The organism is Catenulispora acidiphila DSM 44928, assembly GCF_000024025.1.
GTDB classification, from domain to species: domain Bacteria; phylum Actinomycetota; class Actinomycetes; order Streptomycetales; family Catenulisporaceae; genus Catenulispora; species Catenulispora acidiphila.
Map to the genome: position 1 here is coordinate 3,387,712 of NC_013131.1, position 20,488 is coordinate 3,408,199.

A 20,488-nucleotide genomic window follows, 5' to 3' on the forward strand; every position below is an offset into this window, starting at 1 on the left:
GAGCGGACATGCGGCGATGCTGGCACGGATGCCGGCGGCGCGGCGGAGGTGCTCGGATGGCGGACGGGGGTGTCTCAGGGGGTGTCGGGGGGTGGGATGGGGGGCGTCCGGGATGTGGATGGGGTGGCATTCTGTTAGGACCTTTTCGCCCCTTATATATATGTATAGCGCTAGCTGCCGACACCGGCGCCCCGCCACCGATACCACCGCCGACGACGCCGCCGCCGCGAACACTGCCGACACCACCGCCGACGCCGCGAACACTGCCGACACTGTTGGCGCTCGCCGAGCCGACTACTTAGCTGCCGCAACTCAGCCCAGCCTGCCCAGCCAGCCAGCCAGCCCAGACCGCCAGCCCAGCCAACCTGACCGCTCGCCGACACTGCTGGCGCTCGCCACCACCGATGCCGCCGCCACCAGCACTGCCGCCACTGTCACCGCTGCCGCCGCCGGGCACCGCCGATGTTGCCGCTGCCGCCGTCACTGCTGCTGCTGCTGCTGCTGCCGCCGCCGCCGCGCTGCCGCCGCCAACCGCGCCCGCCGAGCCAACCACCCGGCTACCGCAGCCCGGCGCCCTTCAGCCAGTTGTCGGCGACCACGTCGATGTCGCGCTTCTGGTTCATGATCTGGGCCATCATGCCGACCAGGGCTGCGGTGTTCAGCTTGGCTGAGACCTCGTTCAGGGTGGCGGTGGCGGTGGGGGTCATGCTGGCGCGGTAGGCCAGGGGGGTCACGTTCTGGGCGGTGAAGACTTGTTGGGGGTCGGTCAGGACTTTGAAGTTGTGGGAGACGATGTTGGGGTCGGTGGTGAACAGGGTCGCGACCTGGACTGAGTCGTCGGCGAGGGCTTTGACGGTGATGGGGCCGGCGGTGTCCAGGGAGGCGAAGCTCTTGAACGTCAGGCCGTATTTGTCCTTCAGGCCTGGGAGGCCCTGGTAGCGCTCTTTGAACTCTGGGGGTCCGCCGATGCTCAGGGCGGCTGCGTAGGGTGCCAGGTCGCCGATCGCGGTCAGGTGGTCCTTTGCGGCGGTTGCGGCGGTGACGACCAGGGCGTTCTTGTCCTCGGCGGGGGAGGGGTCCAGGATCTCCAGCTTTGCCGGCAGGGTTGCGCGGAGTTGGGCGTCGATCTCGGCGGTGGTGGCGGCGCGGGTCTTGGAGTCCAGATAGGCCAGCAGTGCGCCGTTGTACTCCGGCAGTACTGTCAGCGAGCCTTGCTGGACCTGCTGGTACAGCACTTCGCGGCTGCCGACGTTGAAGCGGATGCCGACCTTCACGCCCTTGGCTTTCAGCGCTGAGGCGTAGATGTCGGCGAGCAGGACGTTCTCCGGGAAGTTGGCCGAGCCGACCGTCACCTGGCCCTTCTTCGGGCCCGGTACCAGGGGGTTGCCGCTGGTGCAGGCGGTGGCGGCCAGTGCGGCCAGCGCGACGGCGGCCGTGGACAGCAGGGTGCGGGGGGACTTGCTCATGGGGGTCGTCCTTCGTGTGGTGCTGAAGTCGGCGCCCCCCTGGCGGTCGCGTCGCGTTAAACGGTCTGTTTGTCCTGCCTCAGTCCTGGCGAGATCAGCAGTCTGCGCAGGATGGCGAAGAACAGCAGGTTCAGGATCGCCGCCACCACGATCAGGATCGCGCCCCCGGCGACCATGCCGTAGTCGGTGGTCGCGAGGCCGTCGATGACGAAGCGGCCCAGGCCGCCGAAGGAGGAGTACGCCGCGATCGCCGTGTTCGCGACCGCGTTCACCGCCGCGAACTGGAAACCGGTGAGGATCAGCGGGAGGGCCGCCGGGACCTCTGCGCGCCACAGGACCTGCCACGGTCGCAGGCCCATGCCCTTGGCCGCGTCGGTGAGTTGCGGGTCCACGTTCCGCACGCCCTCGTAGGTGTTCAGCAGGATCGGCGGTACGGTCAGCGCCACCAGGGGGATCATCACGGCGCGGAACTTCACGCCCATGACCACCACCAGCAGCACGACCAGGCCCAGGGTCGGCAGGGCGCGCGCCACGTTCGCCAGTGCGCTGACCACCAGTCCGCCGCGCTTGACGTGCCCGGTCAGCAGGCCGATCGGGAAGGCGATCAGGGCTCCGATGAGCACCGCTTCGACCGAGTACTCGAAGTGCTGCAGGAACCGGGTCGGGATGCCGTCGGACCCGCTCCAGTTCGCCGACGTGGTCAGCCAGCCCCAGGCTTGGCTCAGGACGTTCACGCCGACCTCCGCTTGTTCCACGGCGTGAGCAGCCGCTGGATGATCACCAGGATCAGGTCGCAGGCCAGGGCCAGGGCGACGATCACCACGATGCCGGTCACCGCCAGGTCCGAGCGGCTCAGCTGCGCCGCCGCGGTGAACAGGGCGCCGAACGCCCCGACGCCGATGACCGTGCCGACGCTGACCATGCTGATGTTGCCGACCGTGGCGATCCGCAGCCCGGCCATGATCGGCGGCACCGCCAGCGGCAGGTCCACCGCGACCAGGCGGCGCGTGCCGGTGTAGCCCATGGCCACCGCGGCCAGCCGGACGTCCTCGGGGATGCCGCGGATGCCCTCGACGATGTTCGGGACCAGCGCCGCCAGGCTGTAGAACGACAGCGGGATGATGACCGTGGTCTGCGTGAGTCCGGTGGAGGGGACCAGCAGCACGAACAGCGCGATGGACGGCAGGGAGTAGATGACGGTCAGCAGCCCGACCACCGCCGGGTAGATCTTCGGGTAGCGCACGCACAGCAGCGCCACCGGGATCGCCATGATCAGCCCGAACAGCACCGACAGCAGCGCCATCGTGAGCTGCTGCTGGATCAGCGAACCGTATGTGCCCAGATAACTGGGGATGTGGGGGAACAAGCCCGCGGACCTCATCAGCTGGTCTCCGGGTTGCTGTCCTCGCCGGTCTCCGGACGGTCCGCCTGGTCGGCCACCGGCAGGTCGACCTGACCGGTAGCCGGGTTGCCGAACTGCCCAGGGCTCGTACTGCCCGCCTCGTCGACGCCGGCGCCGGCGTCAGCGGCTCCGCCCTCGCCGATCTCCGGGTTCCCGTGGATCGTCGCCTGAGCGCTGCCGTCCTGCGCCGCCCTGATCGCCGGGACCAGTTCCTCCACGGACGCCACGCCGATGACCCGGCCGTCGTCGCCCACGCCGACCGCGCGGCTGGAAGGGGACAGGATCGCCGAGTCCAGGGCCGCGCGCAGCGAGTCGGTCTCGGCGTCGAAGGTGTGCCCGTAGGAGGTCAGGTCGCCGACCGGCACGCTGCCCAGGTCGCCGTCGCCGGGCACCTGGTCCGCAGGCAGCCAGCCCAGCGGTCGGTGCGCCTCGTCCACGACCAGCAGCCAGGGCTGCGATCCCTTGCGCGCGAGCACCTCGGCGGGCGGCGCGCTCCGGGCGACCACCGGCTCGGGCCGCAGCGGGACGCCGGAGGAGGAGAAGAACGACAGCCGCCGCACGCCGCGGTCCAGCCCGAGGAAGCTCTCGACGAACGCGTTCTTCGGATGGGCCAGCAGCTCGGTCGGGGTGTCGAACTGCTCCAGCAAACCGCCGGTGTTCAGCACCGCGACCTTGTCGCCGAGCTGGATCGCCTCGTCGATGTCGTGGGTGACGAACAAGATGGTCTTGCTCAGCTCCGACTGCAGGCGCAGCAGCTCGGTCTGCAGGTCCTTGCGCACCACGGGGTCCACGGCGCTGAAGGGCTCGTCCATGAGCAGCACCGGCGGATCGGCGGCCAGCGCGCGGGCGACGCCGACGCGCTGCTGTTGGCCGCCGGAGAGCTGGAAGGGGTAGCGCTTGGCGTGGGACTCCTCGAGCCCGACGGTCGTCAGCAGCTCCATGGCCCGCTCGCGCGCCTTCTCCCGGGACCAGCCCAGCAGGCGCGGCACGGTCATCACGTTCGCCAAAACCGTCCGGTGCGGGAACAGGCCGGCGTTCTGGATCACGTAGCCGATCCCGCGCCGCAGCTCCGGCGCCGACTTGGACCGCACGTCGACCCCGTCGATGAGGATTTCGCCGCTGGTGGGGTCGATCATCCGGTTGACCATCCGCAGCAGGGTGGTCTTGCCCGACCCCGACGGTCCGACCAGCACGGTGATGCGGCCGCTCTCGGCGGTCAGGTCGGTCGCGGCGACCGCCACGGTCCCGTCCGGGTAGGTCTTTCCGACCTGCACGAAGGAAATCACTCCGCGAGCCTAGCCGGTGGGCGGAAGAAAGGTAGGTCAAGCCTCACGATGCGGAGGGCACCCGTCTCAATCCGATGAGCAGTAGCGTCCTGATCAAAACCTTGACCGCCCTGATCCGGAACTCCGCGCGGAATCGGGTGACCGGTAACAGGGCTCTGCGGAATCCGGGCGCTCCAGGTCACTAGAACCTGTTGCAGTTTCACGCCGCCACCCCTACCGTCCACCCCATGCGAACCCCGCTCTCGGCATCCCTGGGTCTGGAATTCCCCCTGTTCGCGTTCAGCCACTGCCGCGATGTCGTCGCGGCGGTCACCCGGGCCGGCGGCCTGGGCGTCCTGGGCGCCGTCTACTTCACCCCCGACGAGCTGGAGACCGAGCTGCGCTGGCTGGACGCGCACACCGACGGCAAGCCGTACGGCGTCGACGTCGTCATGCCGGCCTCCGTCTCCACCTCGGTGAACGAGGTCTCCGCCAAGGACTCGGCGCGTACGAGCATGGAGGAGACGCTCAAGTCCTACATCCCGGCCAAGCACCGCGACTTCGTGGAGGGCATCCTCGACAAGTACGAGGTGCCCGAACTCCCCGCGGACGGCGACCACAGCCACCAGCTCCTGGGCTGGACCGACGCCACCGCGCGCCCGCAGGTCGAGGTCGCCCTCGACCATCCGATCGCGCTGCTGGCCAGCGCCCTGGGCCCGCTGCCCGCCGACATCGTGGAGCTGGCGCACCGCAAGAACGTGCGCACCGCGGGTCTGGCCTCCAGCGCGCACCACGCCCGCAAGCAGGTCGAATGCGGCGTCGACATCATCGTCGCGCAGGGCACCGAGGCCGGCGGGCACACCGGCGAGATCTCGACCATGGTCCTGATTCCCGAGGTGGTGGACGCGGTCGGGGACACTCCGGTCCTGGCCGCAGGCGGGATCGGCAACGGACGCCAGGTGGCCGCGGCGATGGCGCTCGGCGCACAGGGCGCGTGGACCGGCTCGATCTGGCTGACCGTCGCCGAAGCCGACACCGACCCGCGCGTGGTCCCCAAGCTCCTCGCGGCGTCCTCGCGCGACACCGTCCGCTCCCGTGCCCTGACCGGCAAGCCGGCGCGGCAGCTGCGCACCGACTGGATCGACGCCTGGGAGAGCGAGGATTCCCCCGGCGCGCTGCCGATGCCGCTGCAGTACATGCTGGTCTCCGAGGCGCACCGGCGGATCTCGCGGGCCGGGCGGACCGAGCTGATGGGCATGCCGGTCGGGCAGATCGTGGGCTCGATGACCGACGTCCGGCCGGTCCGGGAGGTGATCTACCAGCTGGTCGAGGAGTACGCGGCGGCCGTCGAGCGGCTGGGCGCGATCACCGAGGCGTGAGCGTTCGCGACGGCGAACGGTCGTAAGGGGCACGAGCGGAAAATCATCCACATCCGCCGATAACCGTGCGGTCACCGCCTGTCACACCGTACTCTGCGAACTGGCACCGGTGGCCTGTTCGGTCCCGGCGCCCCAACCGGTCGCGCCGAGGGCAGACGCGACCGGGACACCGGGGTCTCTTTCCGCGCTCTAGAGGCCCCGGTGTCGGCTGTCCGTGGCGGCGGCCGCGCTGGGCGGTGCCCCGGACCGGGCCGGTAGGTGGGTCCCAGAATCCTGACGCTCTCCAGGGAACAAGAACTCGTTCTAGTTCTGCCCCGCGAAACCCTTGCAGCCTCTCAGGGCCCGTGTTGTACTCCACTACTGACGATCCATCAGATCTTCGAGGCGGGAGTCGCGCATGGCAGGGCTGGGTTTCTGGAGAATCGCGCAAGCCGATCCCGACTGGACCGCGGTCATCGAGGAAGCCGGCGGCGAGCACAAGGCCGGGGACGTCCTGGCCCGCGCCAACCAGACCGTGCACGCGCTGCGCGCCCTCGGCATGACCGACGGCGACGGGCTCACGCTCTTGATGCCGAATCTGGTGGAGATGATCGAGATCTACGCCGCGGCGCTTCAGGCCGCGTGGTACTACACCCCGATCAACTTCCACCTGGCCGGGCCCGAGATCGCCTACATCGTCCACGACGCCGAGGCCAAGGTCTTCTTCTGCCACGCGCGCTTCGCCGACCTCGGCCTGGCGGCCGTCGCCGAGCTGGAGAAGGAGGGGCAAGGGCTGCCGAAGGAGGCGCTGATCAGCGTCGGCGGCGACATCCCCGGCTTCACGCCGCTGGAGCAGTTCCGCGCCGGCCACAGCACCGACCTCCCTGAGAACCGCAGCTTCGGAACGGCCATGCACTACACGTCGGGGACCACCGGCAAGCCCAAGGGCGTGCGGCGCGCGCTGTCGGGCCAGGACCCGGACATGATGGCTGAGGCGGGAACCGTCTTGCCCGGGTTCTTCGGCATCACCCCCGGCGGGGGAGGCGTGCACCTGGTCACCTCGCCGAACTACCACACCGCGGTCACCCAGTTCGGCGGCAACGCCCTGCAGATGGGGCACACGCTGGCGCTGATGGACAAGTGGACGCCGGAGGGCACGCTGGAGATGATTCAGCGGACTCGGGCCACGCACACGCACATGGTCCCGACCCAGTTCCACCGCATGCTGCACCTGCCGGAGGAGGTGAAGCAGCGCTATGACGTCTCCTCCATGAAGGTCGCGATCCACGCCGCCGCGCCGTGCCCGCAGCACGTGAAGCGCGCGATGCTCGACTGGTGGGGACCGGTGATCTACGAGTACTACGCAGCGACCGAGGGCGGCGGCACCATCGCCACGCCCGAGGACTGGATCGCGCACCCCGGCACGGTCGGCAAAGCCTGGCCGATCAGCCAGGTCAAGGCGCTGGACGACGACGGCGCCGAGGTCCCGCTCGGGACGCCGGGCACCGTCTACATGAAGATGATGGTCGGCGACTTCGAGTACAAGGGCGACCGGGCCAAGACCGACGCCAACCGCCGCGACGGCTTCTTCACCGTCGGCGACATCGGCTACTTCGACGCCGACGGCTTCCTCTACCTGTGCGACCGCAAGATCGACATGATCATCTCCGGCGGCGTGAACATCTACCCGGCCGAGATCGAGGGCGAGCTGCTGCGCCACCCGGCGGTCGGCGACGTCGCGGTGTTCGGCATCCCGGACGAGGACTGGGGCGAGCAGATCAAGGCCGTCGTCGAGCTCAACGAGGGCTATGAGCGCTCCGAGGCGCTCGCCGCGGAGATCATCGGCTCGCTGGAGGGCCGGCTGGCCCGGCTGAAGTGGCCCAAGACGCTGGACTTCATCGACCAGCTGCCGCGCGAGCCCAACGGCAAGCTGTTCAAGCGGCGGTTGCGCGACCCGTACTGGGCCGGCCACCAGAGCGCGATCTGAGGCGCGGGATCGAGATGACGACGCAGAACACGCAGAACGCGCAGACACCCGATTCCGACGACCGCGCCTTGCACGTCCTGGAGTTCCCCGGCGGATACACGCGCTCCACCGGCCCGGTGATCGGGCGTTTCCTGACCGGTCTGCGCGACGGGCAGCTGCTCGGCGTACGGACTCCCGACGGCAAGGTGCTGGTCCCGCCGACCGAATACGATCCGCAGACCGCGGCCGCCCTTGGCGACGCGGAGGAGGACTGGGTCCAGGTCGGTCCGGCCGGGACCGTGACCAGCTGGACGTGGGTCGACGCCCCGCGCGCGGACCATCCGATGAACCGCCCTTTCGCCTGGGCGCTGATCAAGCCCGACGGCGCGGACACGGCGCTGCTGCACGCCGTGGACTCCGGGTCGAAGGCGGCGATGGCGACCGGGATGCGGGTGCATCCGTCGTGGCGGGCTGAGCGCAGCGGTTCGATCAAGGACATCGCGTTCTTCGCTCCGGGGGAGGGACCGGCTGAGGTGCCGGCGCTGGCAAGCGAGGCAGCGCTCGAACCCGTCTCGGTGGTCACGCTGCCGCACCGGCTGGAGTACCGGCTGCGCCCCGGGACGGTCTGGAACCACTTCATCGACGGCATGGCCGAGGGTCAGATCCGCGCGACGCGGTGCCCGGCGTGCGGCAAGGTCTACGTGCCGCCGCGCGGCGCGTGCCCGGCGGACGGACTGCCCGCGACCGAGTGGGTGGACCTGCCGGACACCGGGGTGCTGACCACGTTCGCGGTCAACAACGTCCCGGCGGCCGGCGCGCCCGAGGTGCCGTTCATCAGCGGCTACGTGCTGCTGGACGGCGCCGACATCGCGATGCTCGCGCTGGTCTCCGACGTGCCGTGGCAGGAGGTGCGGATCGGGATGCGGGTGCGGGCGGTGTGGGTGCCGGACGCCGAGCGGACGCGGTCGGTGAAGAACCTGAAGTGGTTCGCGCCGACCGGCGAACCCGACGTCCCCTTCGAGCGCTTTGAGGAGTACGTGTGATGAGGGACGTCGCGGTCGTCGCCTTCGCGCAGAGCGCGCACAGCTTCTCCGACCTCGGCTGGACCGAGGCGGACCTGGTCATGCCGTTGGTGAACGAGGTGCTCGCAGCCGGCGGGCTGGACCGCTCCGAGATCGGCTTCACCTGCTCGGGCTCCAACGACTACCTGGTCGGGACGCCGTTCTCGTTCGTCGCGGCGCTGGACACCATCGGTGCGTGGCCGCCGATCGCCGAGAGCCACGTCGAGCAGGACGCGGCGTGGGCGCTGTACGAGGCGTGGGTGCGGCTCCAGCACGGCGACCTGGACACCGCGATGGTGTACGGCTTCGGCAAGGGCACGGTCGGTGACCAGGTCGGCATCAGCTCCCTGGGATACGACCCCTACTACCTGGCGCCGCTGGTCCCGGGGCACGTCGCGATGGCCGGGCTGCAGGCGCGGGCGCTGAAGGACGCCGGGTTCGACGTCGACCCGGACCCCACGCCGCCGCCGGCCACGGACGGTGCGGCGGTGGTGGTCCTCGCCGCCGGGGACGTGGCGCGCCGCGTGTGCCCGCGGCCCGCCTGGATCCGGGGTCTGGACCACCGCATCGAACCGCACAGCGTCGGCGCGCGGGATCTGACGCGCAGCGAGTCGGTGCGTCTGGCCGCCGAGCGCGCCGGGGTCGGCGCCGGGCCGGTGGATTTCGCCGAGCTGCACACGCGCTTCGAGCACGAGGAGGCGTTGCTGCGCCAGGAGTTGGGGTTGGAGGACAAGACGGTGGTGAACGCCTCCGGCGGTCCGCGCAAGGCCGATCCGATCATGGCGACCGGGCTGATCCGGATCGGCGAGGCCGCCGCCCAGATCCACGAGGGCGCAGCGCGGCGGACCGTCGCGCACGCCACCGCCGGGCCGTGCCTGCAGCACAACCTGGTCTGCGTGCTCGAAGCCGACGGAGAGGACTGAGGACGATGGGCAACCGTTGCGCCGTGATCGGCGTCGGGCAGACCGAGTACCGCACCAAGCGCGCCGACGTCTCGCTCGCCGGGCTGGTGCGGGAGGCGGCGGCGCGGGCGTTGGCCGACGCCGGGCTGACGTTCGCCGACATCGACTCGGTGGTGCTGGGCAAGGCGCCGGACATGTTCGAGGGCGTCGCCACCCCCGAGCTGTACCTCGCCGACGCGCTCGGCGCCGCGGGCAAGCCGATGCTCCGCGTGCACACTGCCGGCTCGGTCGGCGGCTCGACGGCGCTGGTCGGGACCTCGCAGGTGCAGGCCGGGGTGCACGAGCGGGTGCTGGTGGTGGCCTTCGAGAAGCAGTCGGAGTCCAACGCCACCTGGGCGCTGTCGACGCACTCGCCGTTCTCCGCCTCGCTGGTGGTCGGCGCCGGCGGGTATTTCGCGCCGTATATCCGGGCCTATATACGGCGTTCCGGTGCTCCCGCCAATATCGGGATGATGGTCGCGGTCAAGGACAGAATCAATGCGCTGCGCAATCCCTACGCGCATTTGAAGATCCCGAACATCGACCTGGCGATGGTCGAGGAATCGATGATGTTGTGGGATCCCATTCGCTATCTGGAGACATGTCCTTCTTCGGACGGTGCGGTGGCGATGGTGCTCGCCTCGGAGCGGGCCGCGCAGGCCTCGAGCGCGGCGACCGGCCGGCGTCCGGCGTGGGTGCACGGTGCGGCGATGCGCTCGGAGCCGATGGGGATGGCCGGGCGGGACAGCGTGGATCCGCGCGCCGGCCGGGACTGCGCGGCCGACGTCTACCGGCAGGCCGGCGTCACCGAGCCGCGGCGGCAGTTCGCCGCGGCCGAGGTGTATGTGCCGTTCTCGTGGTACGAGCCGATGTGGCTGGAGAACCTCGGGTTCGCGGAGAAGGGGGCGGGCTGGAAGCTGACCGAGGCCGGCGCCACTGCGTTCGACGGCGACATCCCGTGGAACCCCTCCGGGGGCGTGTTGTCGTCGAATCCGATCGGTGCGTCCGGGATGATCCGTTTCGCGGAGGCCGCGCAGCAGGTGCGCGGCCAGGCCGGGGAGCATCAAGTCGCTGCCGCCCAGGACGGTTCGCGGTTGGCTTTGGGACACGCTTATGGCGGCGGGTCTCAATTCTTTGCTATGTGGGCGGTGGGGGCGAACAAGCCGTAAGTGAGTGATCGCCTTCGTCTGGTAACCCTCGCCCGGTCGACCCCTAGGTGTCTTCCCTCCTCGGCCGACGATGAGAATTCCACATTTCCACCATGGTCATATGCCGCACTCGGCATCATGTCAGGCGCCTCGCCGAACGAGATATAGGAAGGGTATTGCGACGCCGTTCAGCTCGGCGTAACGTCCGCGTTCAACACCGGCGCGGCGGGGCGGACCGAGGCCGGTCACCTGGGCTGTGAAGTGCGGTGGACGGTGTGGCGACAGTCGATTTCATTCGCGCAAGTTGCACGTACCCGGAGGGGAAACGCAAAGCCGTTGACAATCTGACGCTGTCTGTGGGGGACGGCGAGTTCCTGGTGCTGCTCGGGCCCTCGGGCTGCGGCAAGACCACGGCGCTGCGCATGCTCGCCGGCCTGGAGGAGGTCCAGACCGGCCAGGTCCTGGTCGACGGGCAGGACCTGGAAGGCATGCCCCCCGGCGATCGCGACCTGGCGATGGTGTTCCAGAGCTACGCGCTCTTCCCGCACATGTCGGTCGCCCGAAACCTCGGATTCCGCATGGAGCTGGCCGGCGCCCCGCCTTCGGCCGTCTCCCGCCGCGTCCGCCGCATCGCCGCGGAGCTGAACCTGACCGACCGGCTCGACCGGCTGCCCAAGACCCTGTCCGGCGGCGAGCAGCAGCGCGTGGCGATCGGCCGCGCCATGGTGCGCGAACCGCGCGTGTTCCTGATGGACGAACCCCTGGGCGCGCTGGACGCCAAGCTGCGCACCACGGCGCGCGCGAAGATCGCGGAGATGCAGCGCAAGAGCGGCATCACGACCCTGTACGTGACCCACGACCAGGTCGAGGCCATGGCGATGGGCGACCGCATCGCGATCATGAACCGCGGCATGCTCCAGCAGGTCGACACCCCGCGGCAGCTGTACGACCACCCGGTGAACGAGTTCGTCGCCGGCTTCGTCGGATCCCCGGCGATGAACCTGGTCCCCGGCACGTACAAGCACGGCTGGGCCCTGATCGGCGAGTCGGACGTCTTCGAGGTCCCGGTGGAGGTGTCCCAGCCGCTGACGTCGCCGTCGGTCCTGGTCGGCTTCCGCCCGGAACACGCGAAGTTCGCCGCGCCGGGCAGCGGGATCTACGCCATCGTCGGACTGGTCGAGCGCCTGGGGCACACGGCTTACGCGCACTGCGAGATGGGAATCGGCCGCGGCCGGCGGACGGTGATCGTCCGCTGCGACGAGTACGACGCACCGCGCCCCGGCGCTCATGTCGGCGTGGTGCCGGACCCCCGAGAGATTCACCTTTTCGACGGGGAGAGCGGGCTGCGGGTGGGGCGGTAGGCGGTGCGCCGCTGGTAGCTGGCAGTGGCCGGCAGCAGCTGGCAGTAGCTGGCAGTAGCTGGCCCTCAGCGGTGGGCGTTGGCGGTGATGTGCGCGGTGAGCACGTCGAGCTCCTGCTCGCCCTGCGTGAGCTGCGCCTGGGCCGCCTGGTAGTACGCCGTGTGGTTGGACGCCCCGGCCAGGGCGTCGGTCGCGCCGGCGACGTAGGCACTCAGTGCGGCCTGCCAACTGGTGGCGTTGACGGATTCGGGATTGGCATCGAGCCGACTCGCGGTACTGACCGTCACGCACATCGACTCGGCGGCGGCAGGCACCGCCGCGGCGTCCTGGCTCACGATGACAGCGTGCAGCGCGGCGGAGTCGGACCGCAGGGCACTGACGCTGGGCGCCGCCTTGACGACCCACGCGTCGACGGAGGCAGCCGTACCGCTGCCCGTCTTGGCGCCGCTGAGCGCAGCAGAACACGCGGCACTCGCACGCTGCGCGGCGGACTCGGCCGCGGGCGCGGGACTGGCGCTGCTACTGCTCGACGTCGCCGCAGGGCTCACCACAGCGGCGACCCCGTTGGACCCCGCACCACCGCCGCCACCGCCGCCCCTCGCCACGGCGACAGCACTCGCCGACGAACCGCCGCCGCCCCTCGACAACAAATGCCACCCGAACGGACCCACCGCCGCCACCACAGCCAGCACCGCGACCACCCCGAGGGCGATCCGCAGATCGAAACGGACGTCATCACTCCCGGACTCGTCGTCACGGGCCGGAGGCGGTTCGGGCGTCGGTTCGGGCGTCGGTTCGGGCGTCGTGGTCATGGCTCCACGGTCGGCCGCGCCGGGGGAGTGTGCCAGCTGGGTGCGCCTTATGGCTGAAGTCGGCAGCCACGAGCGGAGTGCTGACTGCCAGCAGTCACTAGCCAGCAGCCAGACCAGCCAGCAGCCAGGCCAACCACCAGTCAGCCAGCGGCCGGGCCAGCCACCAGCAGCCAGCCACAGGCAGCCAGCCGGCGGCCGGCAGCCGCGAGCGGGCGCGGCATGTGCTCGGGCTGCGCTGGAAGTTCGGATGCTGGCATCCTCCGGCGAGCCCTGTCGGCAGCATCGCCGCTACTCAGGCTGCGCTGGCGGTCTTGCTGGTGGTGATGCCCTCTGGATGGTTGGCGAGTGCGCGTCGTCGACCAGCTGCCTCGGCGGGTGAATCTTTCATCCATGGCGCCGGTGGTGCTCGGGATGAGCTGGAAGTTCGAATGCGCTCGCGGTTCGGCTGCACCGGTTGCGCTGGGGCTGGGCCGTTAGTCCGGATGCTGGCATCGCTCGGCGAGCCCTGTCGGTAGTGCCGCTCCCGCTCAGGCGGCGCTCGCGGTTCGGTTGCCGGTGTCGCCGGGTGGGAGCTTGCTGAGGGCGGCGGCGTCGGCGTCGGTGCCGACGGGGGGTTGGGCGGGGGTGGTGGAGGCGGCTATGGCGATGGTGCTCAGGAGGGTGGCGGCGGCGAGGGAGATGAGGGTGCCGGTGGCGTGGGGGTGGACGGACATCAGCCAGATGGCCCAGGTGGCGGCGATGGCGGTGATGCGGGCGCTGGCGAGGAGGACGGGGTCGCGGACGAGGGCTGCCAGGTGTGGGGGGAGGGGGCCTTCGGGGGCTGCGTTGGCGGCGTCGAGGAGGCGGGTGGCGGGGCGGCCGCTGAAGCCGCCGCCGACCACGGAGATGGCGACCACGATGCCGATGGCGGCCACGACCCAGGCGTCGCCGAAGTGGAAGGCGGGGTCGTGGGCCACGAGGGCCAGGCCGCAGCCGGTCATCAGGAGGGTGGCCAGCGGCATCATGACCGGGAGGGCTCGGGCGGCGCGGACCGCCACGCGGAGTTCGGCGACGGTGGTGGCGCGGCCGGCGGCGGTGACGGCGTAGACCTCCAGGCCTATGCCGGCGACCAGGACCACGGTTCCTATGACATGGCCGAAGAGCAGCCAGGCGTCGATCATGGTGGATTCCCCCTCGGGTGTGTGTGCCTTTGTCTCCCCAACCCGCACAAAATGGATGAAATCAGGATAGGTGGATGAAGGTGGGGGATACCAGCGCCCGAACGGGTGATCTGGTGGGAACTAGACAGATGCTTGATACACCTTGCGCAGGGTCTCGTGGACGGTCCAGCGGGTCTTGGCGCCCTCGGTGAGCACCGCGACGTCGCCGGGACCGACGTGAAGGACCGCTCCGTCCTCGAACTCGACCGTCGCGCGCCCCGCCAGCACCACGAACAGCTCGTCCGCCTCGGTGTCGGTGACCACGCCGGGCGTCATCTGCCAGATCCCGCGCACCACGCGTCCGTCCGCCGACTCGCTCAGCACGAGCTCCGAGACCTCCGGCGCACCGGCCACGACCTGCGACGCATCCAGCGCCACCGGCTCCAGCACAGCATCGGCGACGGGGAGGGCGAAACCAAGAACAGTAGTGCGATCCTCAGACATGCGCGGCAGCCTATCCACGCCCAACCTGCCCGCCCACGCCACCGGTGTCACCGCTATCGGGTAGAAATTGACACTGTGGAGGCGCTGGAGCAGAAGAACACGGAGGGAAGGCCGGACGACAAGCCGACTGAGGTTCCGTTGCTGGACGCCCCTGTGCCCGACGCGCCCGACGCGCCCGACGCGGACCAGGAAGCCGACCCGAACGCCGACCCCGGAGCCGACCCGCGCCAAGCCGCCCGCCGCGCCGCCGGCCGCTCGGCCCGGCAAGCAGCCCGGCAGGCCAAGCCCAAGCCGGCGCGCGAGCCTGCCCCGGAACTCCCTTACGCCCAAGTCGTCTTGGCGCTGGAACTCAGCCACCTGGACCGCGCCTTCGACTACCTCGTCCCCACCGAGCTCGACGCCGACGCGCAGCCCGGAGTCCGGGTCCGCGTCCGTTTCGCCGGACAGCTCGTCGACGGCTTCGTCATCAGCCGCGCCGCCGAGTCCGGCTTCGCAGGCCGCTTCGAATGGCTGCAGAAGGTCGTCTCCCCGCTCCCCGTCCTGACTCCGGAGATTCTGGATCTCGCGAGGACTGTCGCGGACAGATACGCGGGCACGCTCGCAGACGTCCTCCGTCTGGCGGTACCGCCGCGCCACGCGAGCGCGGAGAAGACTCCTGCGAAGCTCCTAGACGCGGGTCCTGACAAGCCGGTCGACGGAGCGCCCTGGGGCGTCTACGGCGGCGGACGCGAGTTCATAAAGGCTCTCCAACGCAAGACGGAGCCCAAGCTCCCGCGCGCAGTGTGGACCTGCCTCCCGGCGACGGACTGGGCCACCGCCATCGCGACCGCGATGCACGCCGTGGCAACGGATGCAGTGGTGCTCCCCGAACCCGACCCGGCACCGATGCAGGCACAGGCACAGGTACCGGTACACGTACAGGCGACAGCGAGCGAGGAAGCTGCGACCTCCGAAGAAGTCCCAGATCCCGACGTGATCGCCGACGACCCGACCGATCCCGCCCTCCCCGATCCAGACCTGCCGACCGACTACGACATCGACCCAGAGAACCTCCGCGATCTGGATGACGATCGCTATAGCGATGCCGCTACGTCGGAAACGCCTAAGCAAACCACTGAGATCGTCAGCGAACCGACAAGCATCGCCACAGCCGACCCCCTCCACGTCCCCGGCCGAGGCGCCCTCGCCATCGTCCCCGACCACCGCGACCTGGCCCGCCTGGACGCCGCCCTCACCGAGATCGCCGGCCCGGGCCACCACGTCGTCCTGTCCGAGGAACTCGGTCCCGCCAAGCGCTACCAGAACTGGCTGGCCGTGCTGCGCGGCGACGTGAAAATGGTGATCGGCACCCGCTCCGCGATGTTCGCCCCGGTCGCCGACCTGGGCTTCGTCACGGTCTGGGACGACGGCGACGACCTGCACGCCGAACCGCGCGCCCCCTACCCGCATGTCCGCGAAGTCCTCCTCCTGCGCGCGCACGCCACAGGCGCAGCCGCCCTCATCGGCGGCTATACGTGCACCGCAGAAGGTGCGCAGCTAGTAGAGAGCAGATGGGCCTATCCCCTTACTGCGTTCCGCTCTACAGTCCGCGCCAAGTCGCCCCTTATCCGTACCTCTGGAGAGGAACTAGAGAAGGAACGCGATCCGGCCGCGGCAGCCGCGCGCCTCCCGAACCTCGCCTGGCGCACTGCGCGCGCCGCCCTCGACGACGGCCCGGTCCTCATCCAAGTCCCGCGCGGCGGCTACGCACCCTCCCTGGCGTGCATCCGCTGTAGGAAACACGCACGCTGCAACCACTGCCACGGACCCCTGGAGCTCACCTCAGGACACGCCATGGCGTCCTGCCTGTGGTGCGGACGCCCGGCAGGCGGCTGGCGCTGCGACGGCATCGTCAACGAGCGCCCCTGCGGCGGCGACCGCTTCCGCATGCTCGCCATCGGCGTCCAGCGCACCGCCGAAGAACTCGGCCGCGCCTTCGCCAATACGAAAGTCATCTCTTCGGCGCAGGACACCGTCCTGTCCCAGGTCTCCGACAAACCCGCCCTCATCGTGGCGACCCCCGGAGCCGAACCTGTCGCCGACGGCGGCTACGCGGCGGCCCTCCTGCTCGACGGCTGGTCCCTGCTGGCCCGCCGAGACCTGCGCTCCGGCGAAGAAGCCCTGCGCCGCTGGCTCAACGCCGCCGCGCTGGTGCGCCCCGGGACTGAGGGCGGCAAGGTCGTCATCATGGCCGAGCCGGGACTCGCCCCGGTCCAGGCGCTCGTGCGCTGGGACCCGGTCTGGCACGCGCGCCGCGAGCTCACCGACCGCGGCGAGCTGCACTACCCGCCGCTGGCCCGCGTGGCGGAACTCACAGGCACTCCCGCCGCCGTCGCCGAGGAGCTGAGCCTGCTCCGGCTGCCGGAGGCGGCCGAGATCCTCGGACCGGTCGCGGTGGACGTCCCCAGGTCCGACGAGCGCGCCGCCCAGAAGGCGGACGCCCGCGCCGGCAAGAACGCCGACCGCCTCGGCCGCGGCGAGCGTCCCGAGAAGCCGAAGCCCGCCGAGGAACGCCCGCGCCAGCAGCTGCACCGCGCGCTGGTCCGCGTCCCGCGCAGGCTCGGCGGCGACCTGTCCGCCGCCGTCCGCGAAGCCCAGGGCGTCCGCAGCGCCCGCAAGGCCGAGGAGTGGGTCCGGGTCCGCATCGACCCGGTCCAGATCGGCTGAGCATCTCGTGAGCGCACCGAGCACCTCGTGAGCGCACCGAGCACCTCGTGAGCGCACTGAGCACCTCGCGAGCGCACTGAGCACCTCGCGAGCGCACTGAGCACCTCGCGAGCGCGCTGTGCTCCGAGGCGCGGAACCGCCACGCTCCGCCACCGCCGCCGGGCTCCGTACACTGGATAGCTGAATCCTGTACATCCATGAACGGAGCGCGACCCTTGACCGTCCAGGCGATCCGCCTCTTCGGCGACCCGGTCCTGACCACACCGGCCACGCCGGTCGTCGACTTCGACAAGGAACTGCGCACCCTTGTCAAGGACCTCACCGAAACGATGCTGGACGCGCCCGGCAGCGGCCTCGCGGCGCCCCAGATCGGCGTCGGCCTGCGGGTCTTCACCTGGAACGTCGACAACGAGCTCGGCCATCTGGTGAACCCCACCCTCGACCTGTCCGACGAGGAGCAGGACGGCGACGAGGGCTGCCTGTCCATCCCGGACCTGGCCTTCCCCTGCAAGCGCGCCCTGCGCGTGGTCGCCAAGGGCTGGACCATGCACGGCGAGCCGGTCGAGGTCGAGGGCAGCGAGATGCTGGCGCGCTGCATCCAGCACGAGACCGACCACCTGGACGGCGTGCTGTTCATCGACCGCCTGGACCGGGAGTGGCGCAAGAAGGCGATGCGCGCGATCCGGCTGGCCGACTGGGCCAACGACGGTGCCGAGCCGGTCGTGAAGGTGTCCCCGCACGCGACCTTCGGGCGGGCGATCTGACGATGCGCGTCCTGTTCGCCGGCACCCCCGAGCCCGCGCTGCCGTCCCTGCGCGCGCTGCTGGACTCCCGCCACGAGGTGGTCGCGGTCCTGACCCGCCCGGACGCCCGCTCCGGCCGCGGCCGCCGCATGGAGGCCTCGCCGATCGCGCAGCTGGCCGAGGAGGCCGGGGTCGAGGTGCTCAAGCCGGAGAAGGTGCGCGACCCGGCGTTCCTGGAGCGGCTGGCCGCGATCGCCCCGGACTGCTGCCCGATCGTCGCCTACGGCGGCCTGATCCCGAAGTCGGCGCTGGACGTCCCGCGGCACGGCTGGGTGAACCTGCACTTCTCGCTCCTGCCGGCCTGGCGGGGCGCCGCGCCGGTGCAGCAGGCGCTCCTGCACGGCGACGAGATCACCGGCGCCTCGACCTTCCTGCTGGAGGAGGGCCTGGACACCGGCCCGGTCTACGGCACGGTCACCGACGAGATCCGCCGCACCGACACCAGCGGCGACCTGCTCGCTCGGCTGGCGGAGTCCGGATCCCGGCTGCTGACCGCCACCCTGGACGCCATCGAGGACGGCACCGCGCGGCCGGTCCCGCAGCCGGCCGAGGGCGTCACGCTGGCGCCGAAGGTGCTCGCCACCGACGCCCGCATCGACTGGACGGCTCCGGCGCTGCGCGTGGACCGCCTGATCCGCGCCTGCACCCCGGCGCCCGGCGCCTGGACCGTCCTGCCCGGCGTGGACGGCGAGGAGGACCTGCGCGTGAAGATCTTCCCGGTCACCGCGCTGCCCGGGACCACCGAGGTCCCGCCGGGCCGGATCGTGCAGGACTCGCGAGGATTGACGGTGGGCACCGGCAGCGGGCACACCGTGCGGCTGGGCGACGTGCAGCCGCAGGGCAAGCGGCGGATGCCGGCGGCGGACTGGGCGCGCGGACTGCGCCTGACCGGGGACGAGGCGTTCCTCTGAGCGTTTCGGCTGCTCCCGTACCACCCCCACCACCCACCGCCTCGTCACAAGGGAACAGCGAGCTCTCCATGGCACCGCGCACGTCCACCTCCACCGCCGATCAGGCCCGCGCCGCCGCGCTCGAAGTCCTGGAGGCGGTGCGCACCCGGGACGCCTACGCGAACCTCCTGCTGCCCCGGCTGCTGCGCGACCGCGGCCTGAGCGGCCGGGACGCCGCCTTCACCACCGAGCTGTCCTACGGCACGCTGCGCGGTCTCGGGACCTATGACGCGATCATCGCCGCGTGCGTGGACCGCGATCTGGACGCCGTCGACCCGGTGGTGCTTGACGCGCTGCGGATCGGCGCGCACCAACTCCTGGCGATGGACGTCCCGCCGCACGCCGCGGTGTCGACCACCGTGGACCTGGTCCGGTCGGTCTCCAACGAGGGCGCCTCGCGGTTCGCCAACGCGATCCTGCGCCGCGTCGGGCAGGGCGACCTACAGGAGTGGATCAAGCGGATCGCGCCGAACGCGCAGGACGATCCGGAGGGCTTCCTGTCGGTGTCGCGCTCGCACCCGCGCTGGATCGTCTCAGCGTTCTGGGACTCGCTGCAGGCGCACCGCGGCGCGCAGCGCGCGCACCAGGACATCGGCGAGCTGCTGGACGCCGACAACGCGCGGCCCGGCGTCACGCTGGTCACGCGGCCGGGCTTGGCGCAGGTCGGGGAGCTCACTGACTTGGGCGCGCTGGCTGCGCGGTACTCGCCGTACGCCGCCTACCTGGCCGGCGGCGATCCGGGCGCCTTGGCGCCGGTCCGCGACGGCCGCGCCGGAGTGCAGGACGAGGGCAGCCAGCTGGTCGCCACCGCGCTGGCCCTGGCGCCGCTGGAGGGCCGGGACGAGCAGTGGCTCGACATGTGCGCCGGTCCCGGCGGGAAGGCCGCGCTGCTGGCCGGGCTGGCGTTGGAGCGCGGGGCGTCGCTGCTGGCGAACGAGATCGCGCCGCACCGGGCCGAGCTGGTCCGCAGGGCTCTGCGGGGGTACGGGGACCGAGTGGTCGGGACTGCTGACACTCACACGGCTGAGGTGGATGAGAACGCCGATGCTGATACGGACACTGACGCCACTGACGCCGTGCGCACCGGCAGCCTCCAAGTCATCGCCGCCGACGGCATCCGCGCGCCCTGGCAGCCCGGCTCCTTCGACCGCGTCATGCTCGACGCCCCCTGCACCGGCCTCGGCGCGCTGCGCCGGCGTCCGGAGTCGCGCTGGCGCCGCACTCCGGAGGACCTGGAGCGGCTGACCCGCGTCCAGCGTCGCCTGCTGTCCTCGGCGCTGGACTCCGTGCGGACCGGCGGACTGGTCGCCTACGTGACGTGCTCCCCGCACCTGGAGGAGACCCGCGACGTGGTCCGTCAGGTGGTGAAGGCGCGGCGCGACGTCGAGCGCGTGGACGCCCGGCCGTTGCTGCCCGGCGTGCCCGACCTCGGCGGCGGACCCGATGTCCAGCTCTGGCCGCATCTGCACGGTACCGACGCCATGTATCTGGCGCTCCTGCGCCGTTCCTAAGGGCGATCGCCTCCCCGCACTGTCTCAAAACGATCACAGGTTCGTCCCCAGCTCGTCCCCGCCGTAACTCTTTGCACCCTCCAGGTGGTCTGGAG

General features: G+C 70.8%; 17 protein-coding genes. 10 read left to right on the forward strand and 7 right to left on the reverse strand.

The window, feature by feature from the left end; all coding sequences use genetic code 11:
• Positions 1-557: 557 nt before the first annotated feature.
• Genes CACI_RS15325 through CACI_RS15340 form a run of 4 tightly spaced genes read right to left on the reverse strand, consistent with a single transcriptional unit; the run spans position 558 to position 4,154 of the window.
• Positions 558-1,466 (reverse strand): ABC transporter substrate-binding protein, encoded by a 909-nt coding sequence (locus tag CACI_RS15325; protein WP_012787286.1) that lies wholly within the window; start codon positions 1,464-1,466, stop codon positions 558-560.
• A gap of 56 nt (positions 1,467-1,522) precedes the next feature.
• On the reverse strand, positions 1,523-2,221 hold the full coding sequence (locus CACI_RS15330) for an ABC transporter permease (RefSeq protein ID WP_223297534.1): 699 nt from the start codon (positions 2,219-2,221) through the stop codon (positions 1,523-1,525).
• Positions 2,197-2,847 (reverse strand): ABC transporter permease, encoded by a 651-nt coding sequence (locus CACI_RS15335; protein ID WP_012787288.1) that lies wholly within the window; start codon positions 2,845-2,847, stop codon positions 2,197-2,199. Before CACI_RS15335 ends, CACI_RS15330 begins: the two co-directional genes overlap by 25 nt.
• On the reverse strand, positions 2,847-4,154 hold the full coding sequence (locus CACI_RS15340) for an ABC transporter ATP-binding protein (RefSeq protein ID WP_012787289.1): 1,308 nt from the start codon (positions 4,152-4,154) through the stop codon (positions 2,847-2,849). Before CACI_RS15340 ends, CACI_RS15335 begins: the two co-directional genes overlap by 1 nt.
• A 227-nt stretch (positions 4,155-4,381) precedes the next feature.
• On the opposite strand from CACI_RS15340, the gene CACI_RS15345 reads away from it, so the two are divergent.
• The 6 genes from CACI_RS15345 (at position 4,382) to CACI_RS15370 (ending at position 11,968) form a co-directional block, all read left to right on the forward strand.
• Positions 4,382-5,512 (forward strand): NAD(P)H-dependent flavin oxidoreductase, encoded by a 1,131-nt coding sequence (locus CACI_RS15345; RefSeq protein WP_012787290.1) that lies wholly within the window; start codon positions 4,382-4,384, stop codon positions 5,510-5,512.
• A 397-nt stretch (positions 5,513-5,909) separates the two neighbouring features.
• Positions 5,910-7,478 carry an acyl-CoA synthetase gene (locus CACI_RS15350; protein ID WP_012787291.1) on the forward strand — a complete coding sequence of 523 codons (1,569 nt, stop codon included), beginning with the start codon at positions 5,910-5,912 and terminating at the stop codon, positions 7,476-7,478.
• Between the two features lie 14 nt (positions 7,479-7,492).
• Positions 7,493-8,500: a Zn-ribbon domain-containing OB-fold protein gene (locus CACI_RS15355; protein WP_012787292.1), complete on the forward strand. Its 1,008-nt coding sequence runs from the start codon at positions 7,493-7,495 to the stop codon at positions 8,498-8,500.
• Complete coding sequence (locus CACI_RS15360) at positions 8,500-9,441, forward strand: thiolase domain-containing protein (RefSeq protein ID WP_012787293.1); 942 nt, start codon at positions 8,500-8,502, stop codon at positions 9,439-9,441. The genes CACI_RS15355 and CACI_RS15360 overlap by 1 nt, the downstream gene beginning before the upstream one ends.
• Before the next feature lie 5 nt (positions 9,442-9,446).
• The gene (locus CACI_RS15365) at positions 9,447-10,628 is read left to right on the forward strand and encodes a thiolase domain-containing protein (RefSeq protein WP_012787294.1); all 1,182 of its coding nucleotides are present in this window, start codon (positions 9,447-9,449) and stop codon (positions 10,626-10,628) included.
• A 254-nt stretch (positions 10,629-10,882) separates the two neighbouring features.
• Positions 10,883-11,968, forward strand: coding sequence for an ABC transporter ATP-binding protein (locus CACI_RS15370; protein WP_012787295.1), 1,086 nt, complete (start codon positions 10,883-10,885; stop codon positions 11,966-11,968).
• Positions 11,969-12,033: 65 nt separating this feature from the next.
• Here CACI_RS15370 and CACI_RS15375 read toward each other — a convergent pair whose 3' ends face one another.
• The 3 genes from CACI_RS15375 to CACI_RS15385 form a co-directional block, all read right to left on the reverse strand.
• Positions 12,034-12,780 carry a hypothetical protein gene (locus tag CACI_RS15375; RefSeq protein ID WP_012787296.1) on the reverse strand — a complete coding sequence of 249 codons (747 nt, stop codon included), beginning with the start codon at positions 12,778-12,780 and terminating at the stop codon, positions 12,034-12,036.
• A 527-nt stretch (positions 12,781-13,307) separates the two neighbouring features.
• Positions 13,308-13,940, reverse strand: a complete 633-nt coding sequence (locus tag CACI_RS15380) for a hypothetical protein (RefSeq protein ID WP_012787297.1) — start codon at positions 13,938-13,940, stop codon at positions 13,308-13,310.
• 120 nt (positions 13,941-14,060) lie between these two features.
• Entirely contained in the window at positions 14,061-14,423 is a 363-nt protein-coding gene (locus CACI_RS15385; protein ID WP_012787298.1) for a cupin domain-containing protein, read from the reverse strand.
• A 75-nt stretch (positions 14,424-14,498) separates the two neighbouring features.
• Here CACI_RS15385 and CACI_RS52345 point away from each other — a divergent pair, with 75 nt between their 5' ends.
• The 4 genes from CACI_RS52345 to CACI_RS15405 all read left to right on the forward strand — a co-directional run bounded on the left by CACI_RS52345 (position 14,499) and on the right by CACI_RS15405 (position 20,393).
• The gene (locus CACI_RS52345) at positions 14,499-17,129 is read left to right on the forward strand and encodes a primosomal protein N' (protein ID WP_012787299.1); all 2,631 of its coding nucleotides are present in this window, start codon (positions 14,499-14,501) and stop codon (positions 17,127-17,129) included.
• 215 nt (positions 17,130-17,344) lie between these two features.
• Positions 17,345-17,893, forward strand: a complete 549-nt coding sequence (gene def, locus CACI_RS15395) for a peptide deformylase (protein ID WP_041540263.1) — start codon at positions 17,345-17,347, stop codon at positions 17,891-17,893.
• A 2-nt stretch (positions 17,894-17,895) separates the two neighbouring features.
• On the forward strand, positions 17,896-18,843 hold the full coding sequence (fmt, locus tag CACI_RS15400) for a methionyl-tRNA formyltransferase (protein WP_012787301.1): 948 nt from the start codon (positions 17,896-17,898) through the stop codon (positions 18,841-18,843).
• Between the two features lie 68 nt (positions 18,844-18,911).
• Positions 18,912-20,393 (forward strand): RsmB/NOP family class I SAM-dependent RNA methyltransferase, encoded by a 1,482-nt coding sequence (locus CACI_RS15405; RefSeq protein WP_012787302.1) that lies wholly within the window; start codon positions 18,912-18,914, stop codon positions 20,391-20,393.
• Positions 20,394-20,488: the final 95 nt, after the last annotated feature.

What these genes read in the sequence shown, in the direction of transcription:
- CACI_RS15380 (WP_012787297.1), bottom strand. Translation starts at nt 13,940, where the DNA reads ATGATCGACGCCTGGCTGCTCTTCGGCCATGTCATAGGAACCGTGGTC.
- CACI_RS15375 (WP_012787296.1), bottom strand. Translation starts at nt 12,780, where the DNA reads ATGACCACGACGCCCGAACCGACGCCCGAACCGACGCCCGAACCGCCT.
- CACI_RS15360 (WP_012787293.1), top strand. Translation starts at nt 8,500, where the DNA reads ATGAGGGACGTCGCGGTCGTCGCCTTCGCGCAGAGCGCGCACAGCTTC.
- CACI_RS15325 (WP_012787286.1), bottom strand. Translation starts at nt 1,466, where the DNA reads ATGAGCAAGTCCCCCCGCACCCTGCTGTCCACGGCCGCCGTCGCGCTG.
- fmt (WP_012787301.1), top strand. Translation starts at nt 17,896, where the DNA reads ATGCGCGTCCTGTTCGCCGGCACCCCCGAGCCCGCGCTGCCGTCCCTG.
- CACI_RS15385 (WP_012787298.1), bottom strand. Translation starts at nt 14,423, where the DNA reads ATGTCTGAGGATCGCACTACTGTTCTTGGTTTCGCCCTCCCCGTCGCC.
- CACI_RS15335 (WP_012787288.1), bottom strand. Translation starts at nt 2,847, where the DNA reads ATGAGGTCCGCGGGCTTGTTCCCCCACATCCCCAGTTATCTGGGCACA.
- CACI_RS15350 (WP_012787291.1), top strand. Translation starts at nt 5,910, where the DNA reads ATGGCAGGGCTGGGTTTCTGGAGAATCGCGCAAGCCGATCCCGACTGG.
- CACI_RS15355 (WP_012787292.1), top strand. Translation starts at nt 7,493, where the DNA reads ATGACGACGCAGAACACGCAGAACGCGCAGACACCCGATTCCGACGAC.
- CACI_RS15365 (WP_012787294.1), top strand. Translation starts at nt 9,447, where the DNA reads ATGGGCAACCGTTGCGCCGTGATCGGCGTCGGGCAGACCGAGTACCGC.
- CACI_RS15405 (WP_012787302.1), top strand. Translation starts at nt 18,912, where the DNA reads ATGGCACCGCGCACGTCCACCTCCACCGCCGATCAGGCCCGCGCCGCC.
- CACI_RS15345 (WP_012787290.1), top strand. Translation starts at nt 4,382, where the DNA reads ATGCGAACCCCGCTCTCGGCATCCCTGGGTCTGGAATTCCCCCTGTTC.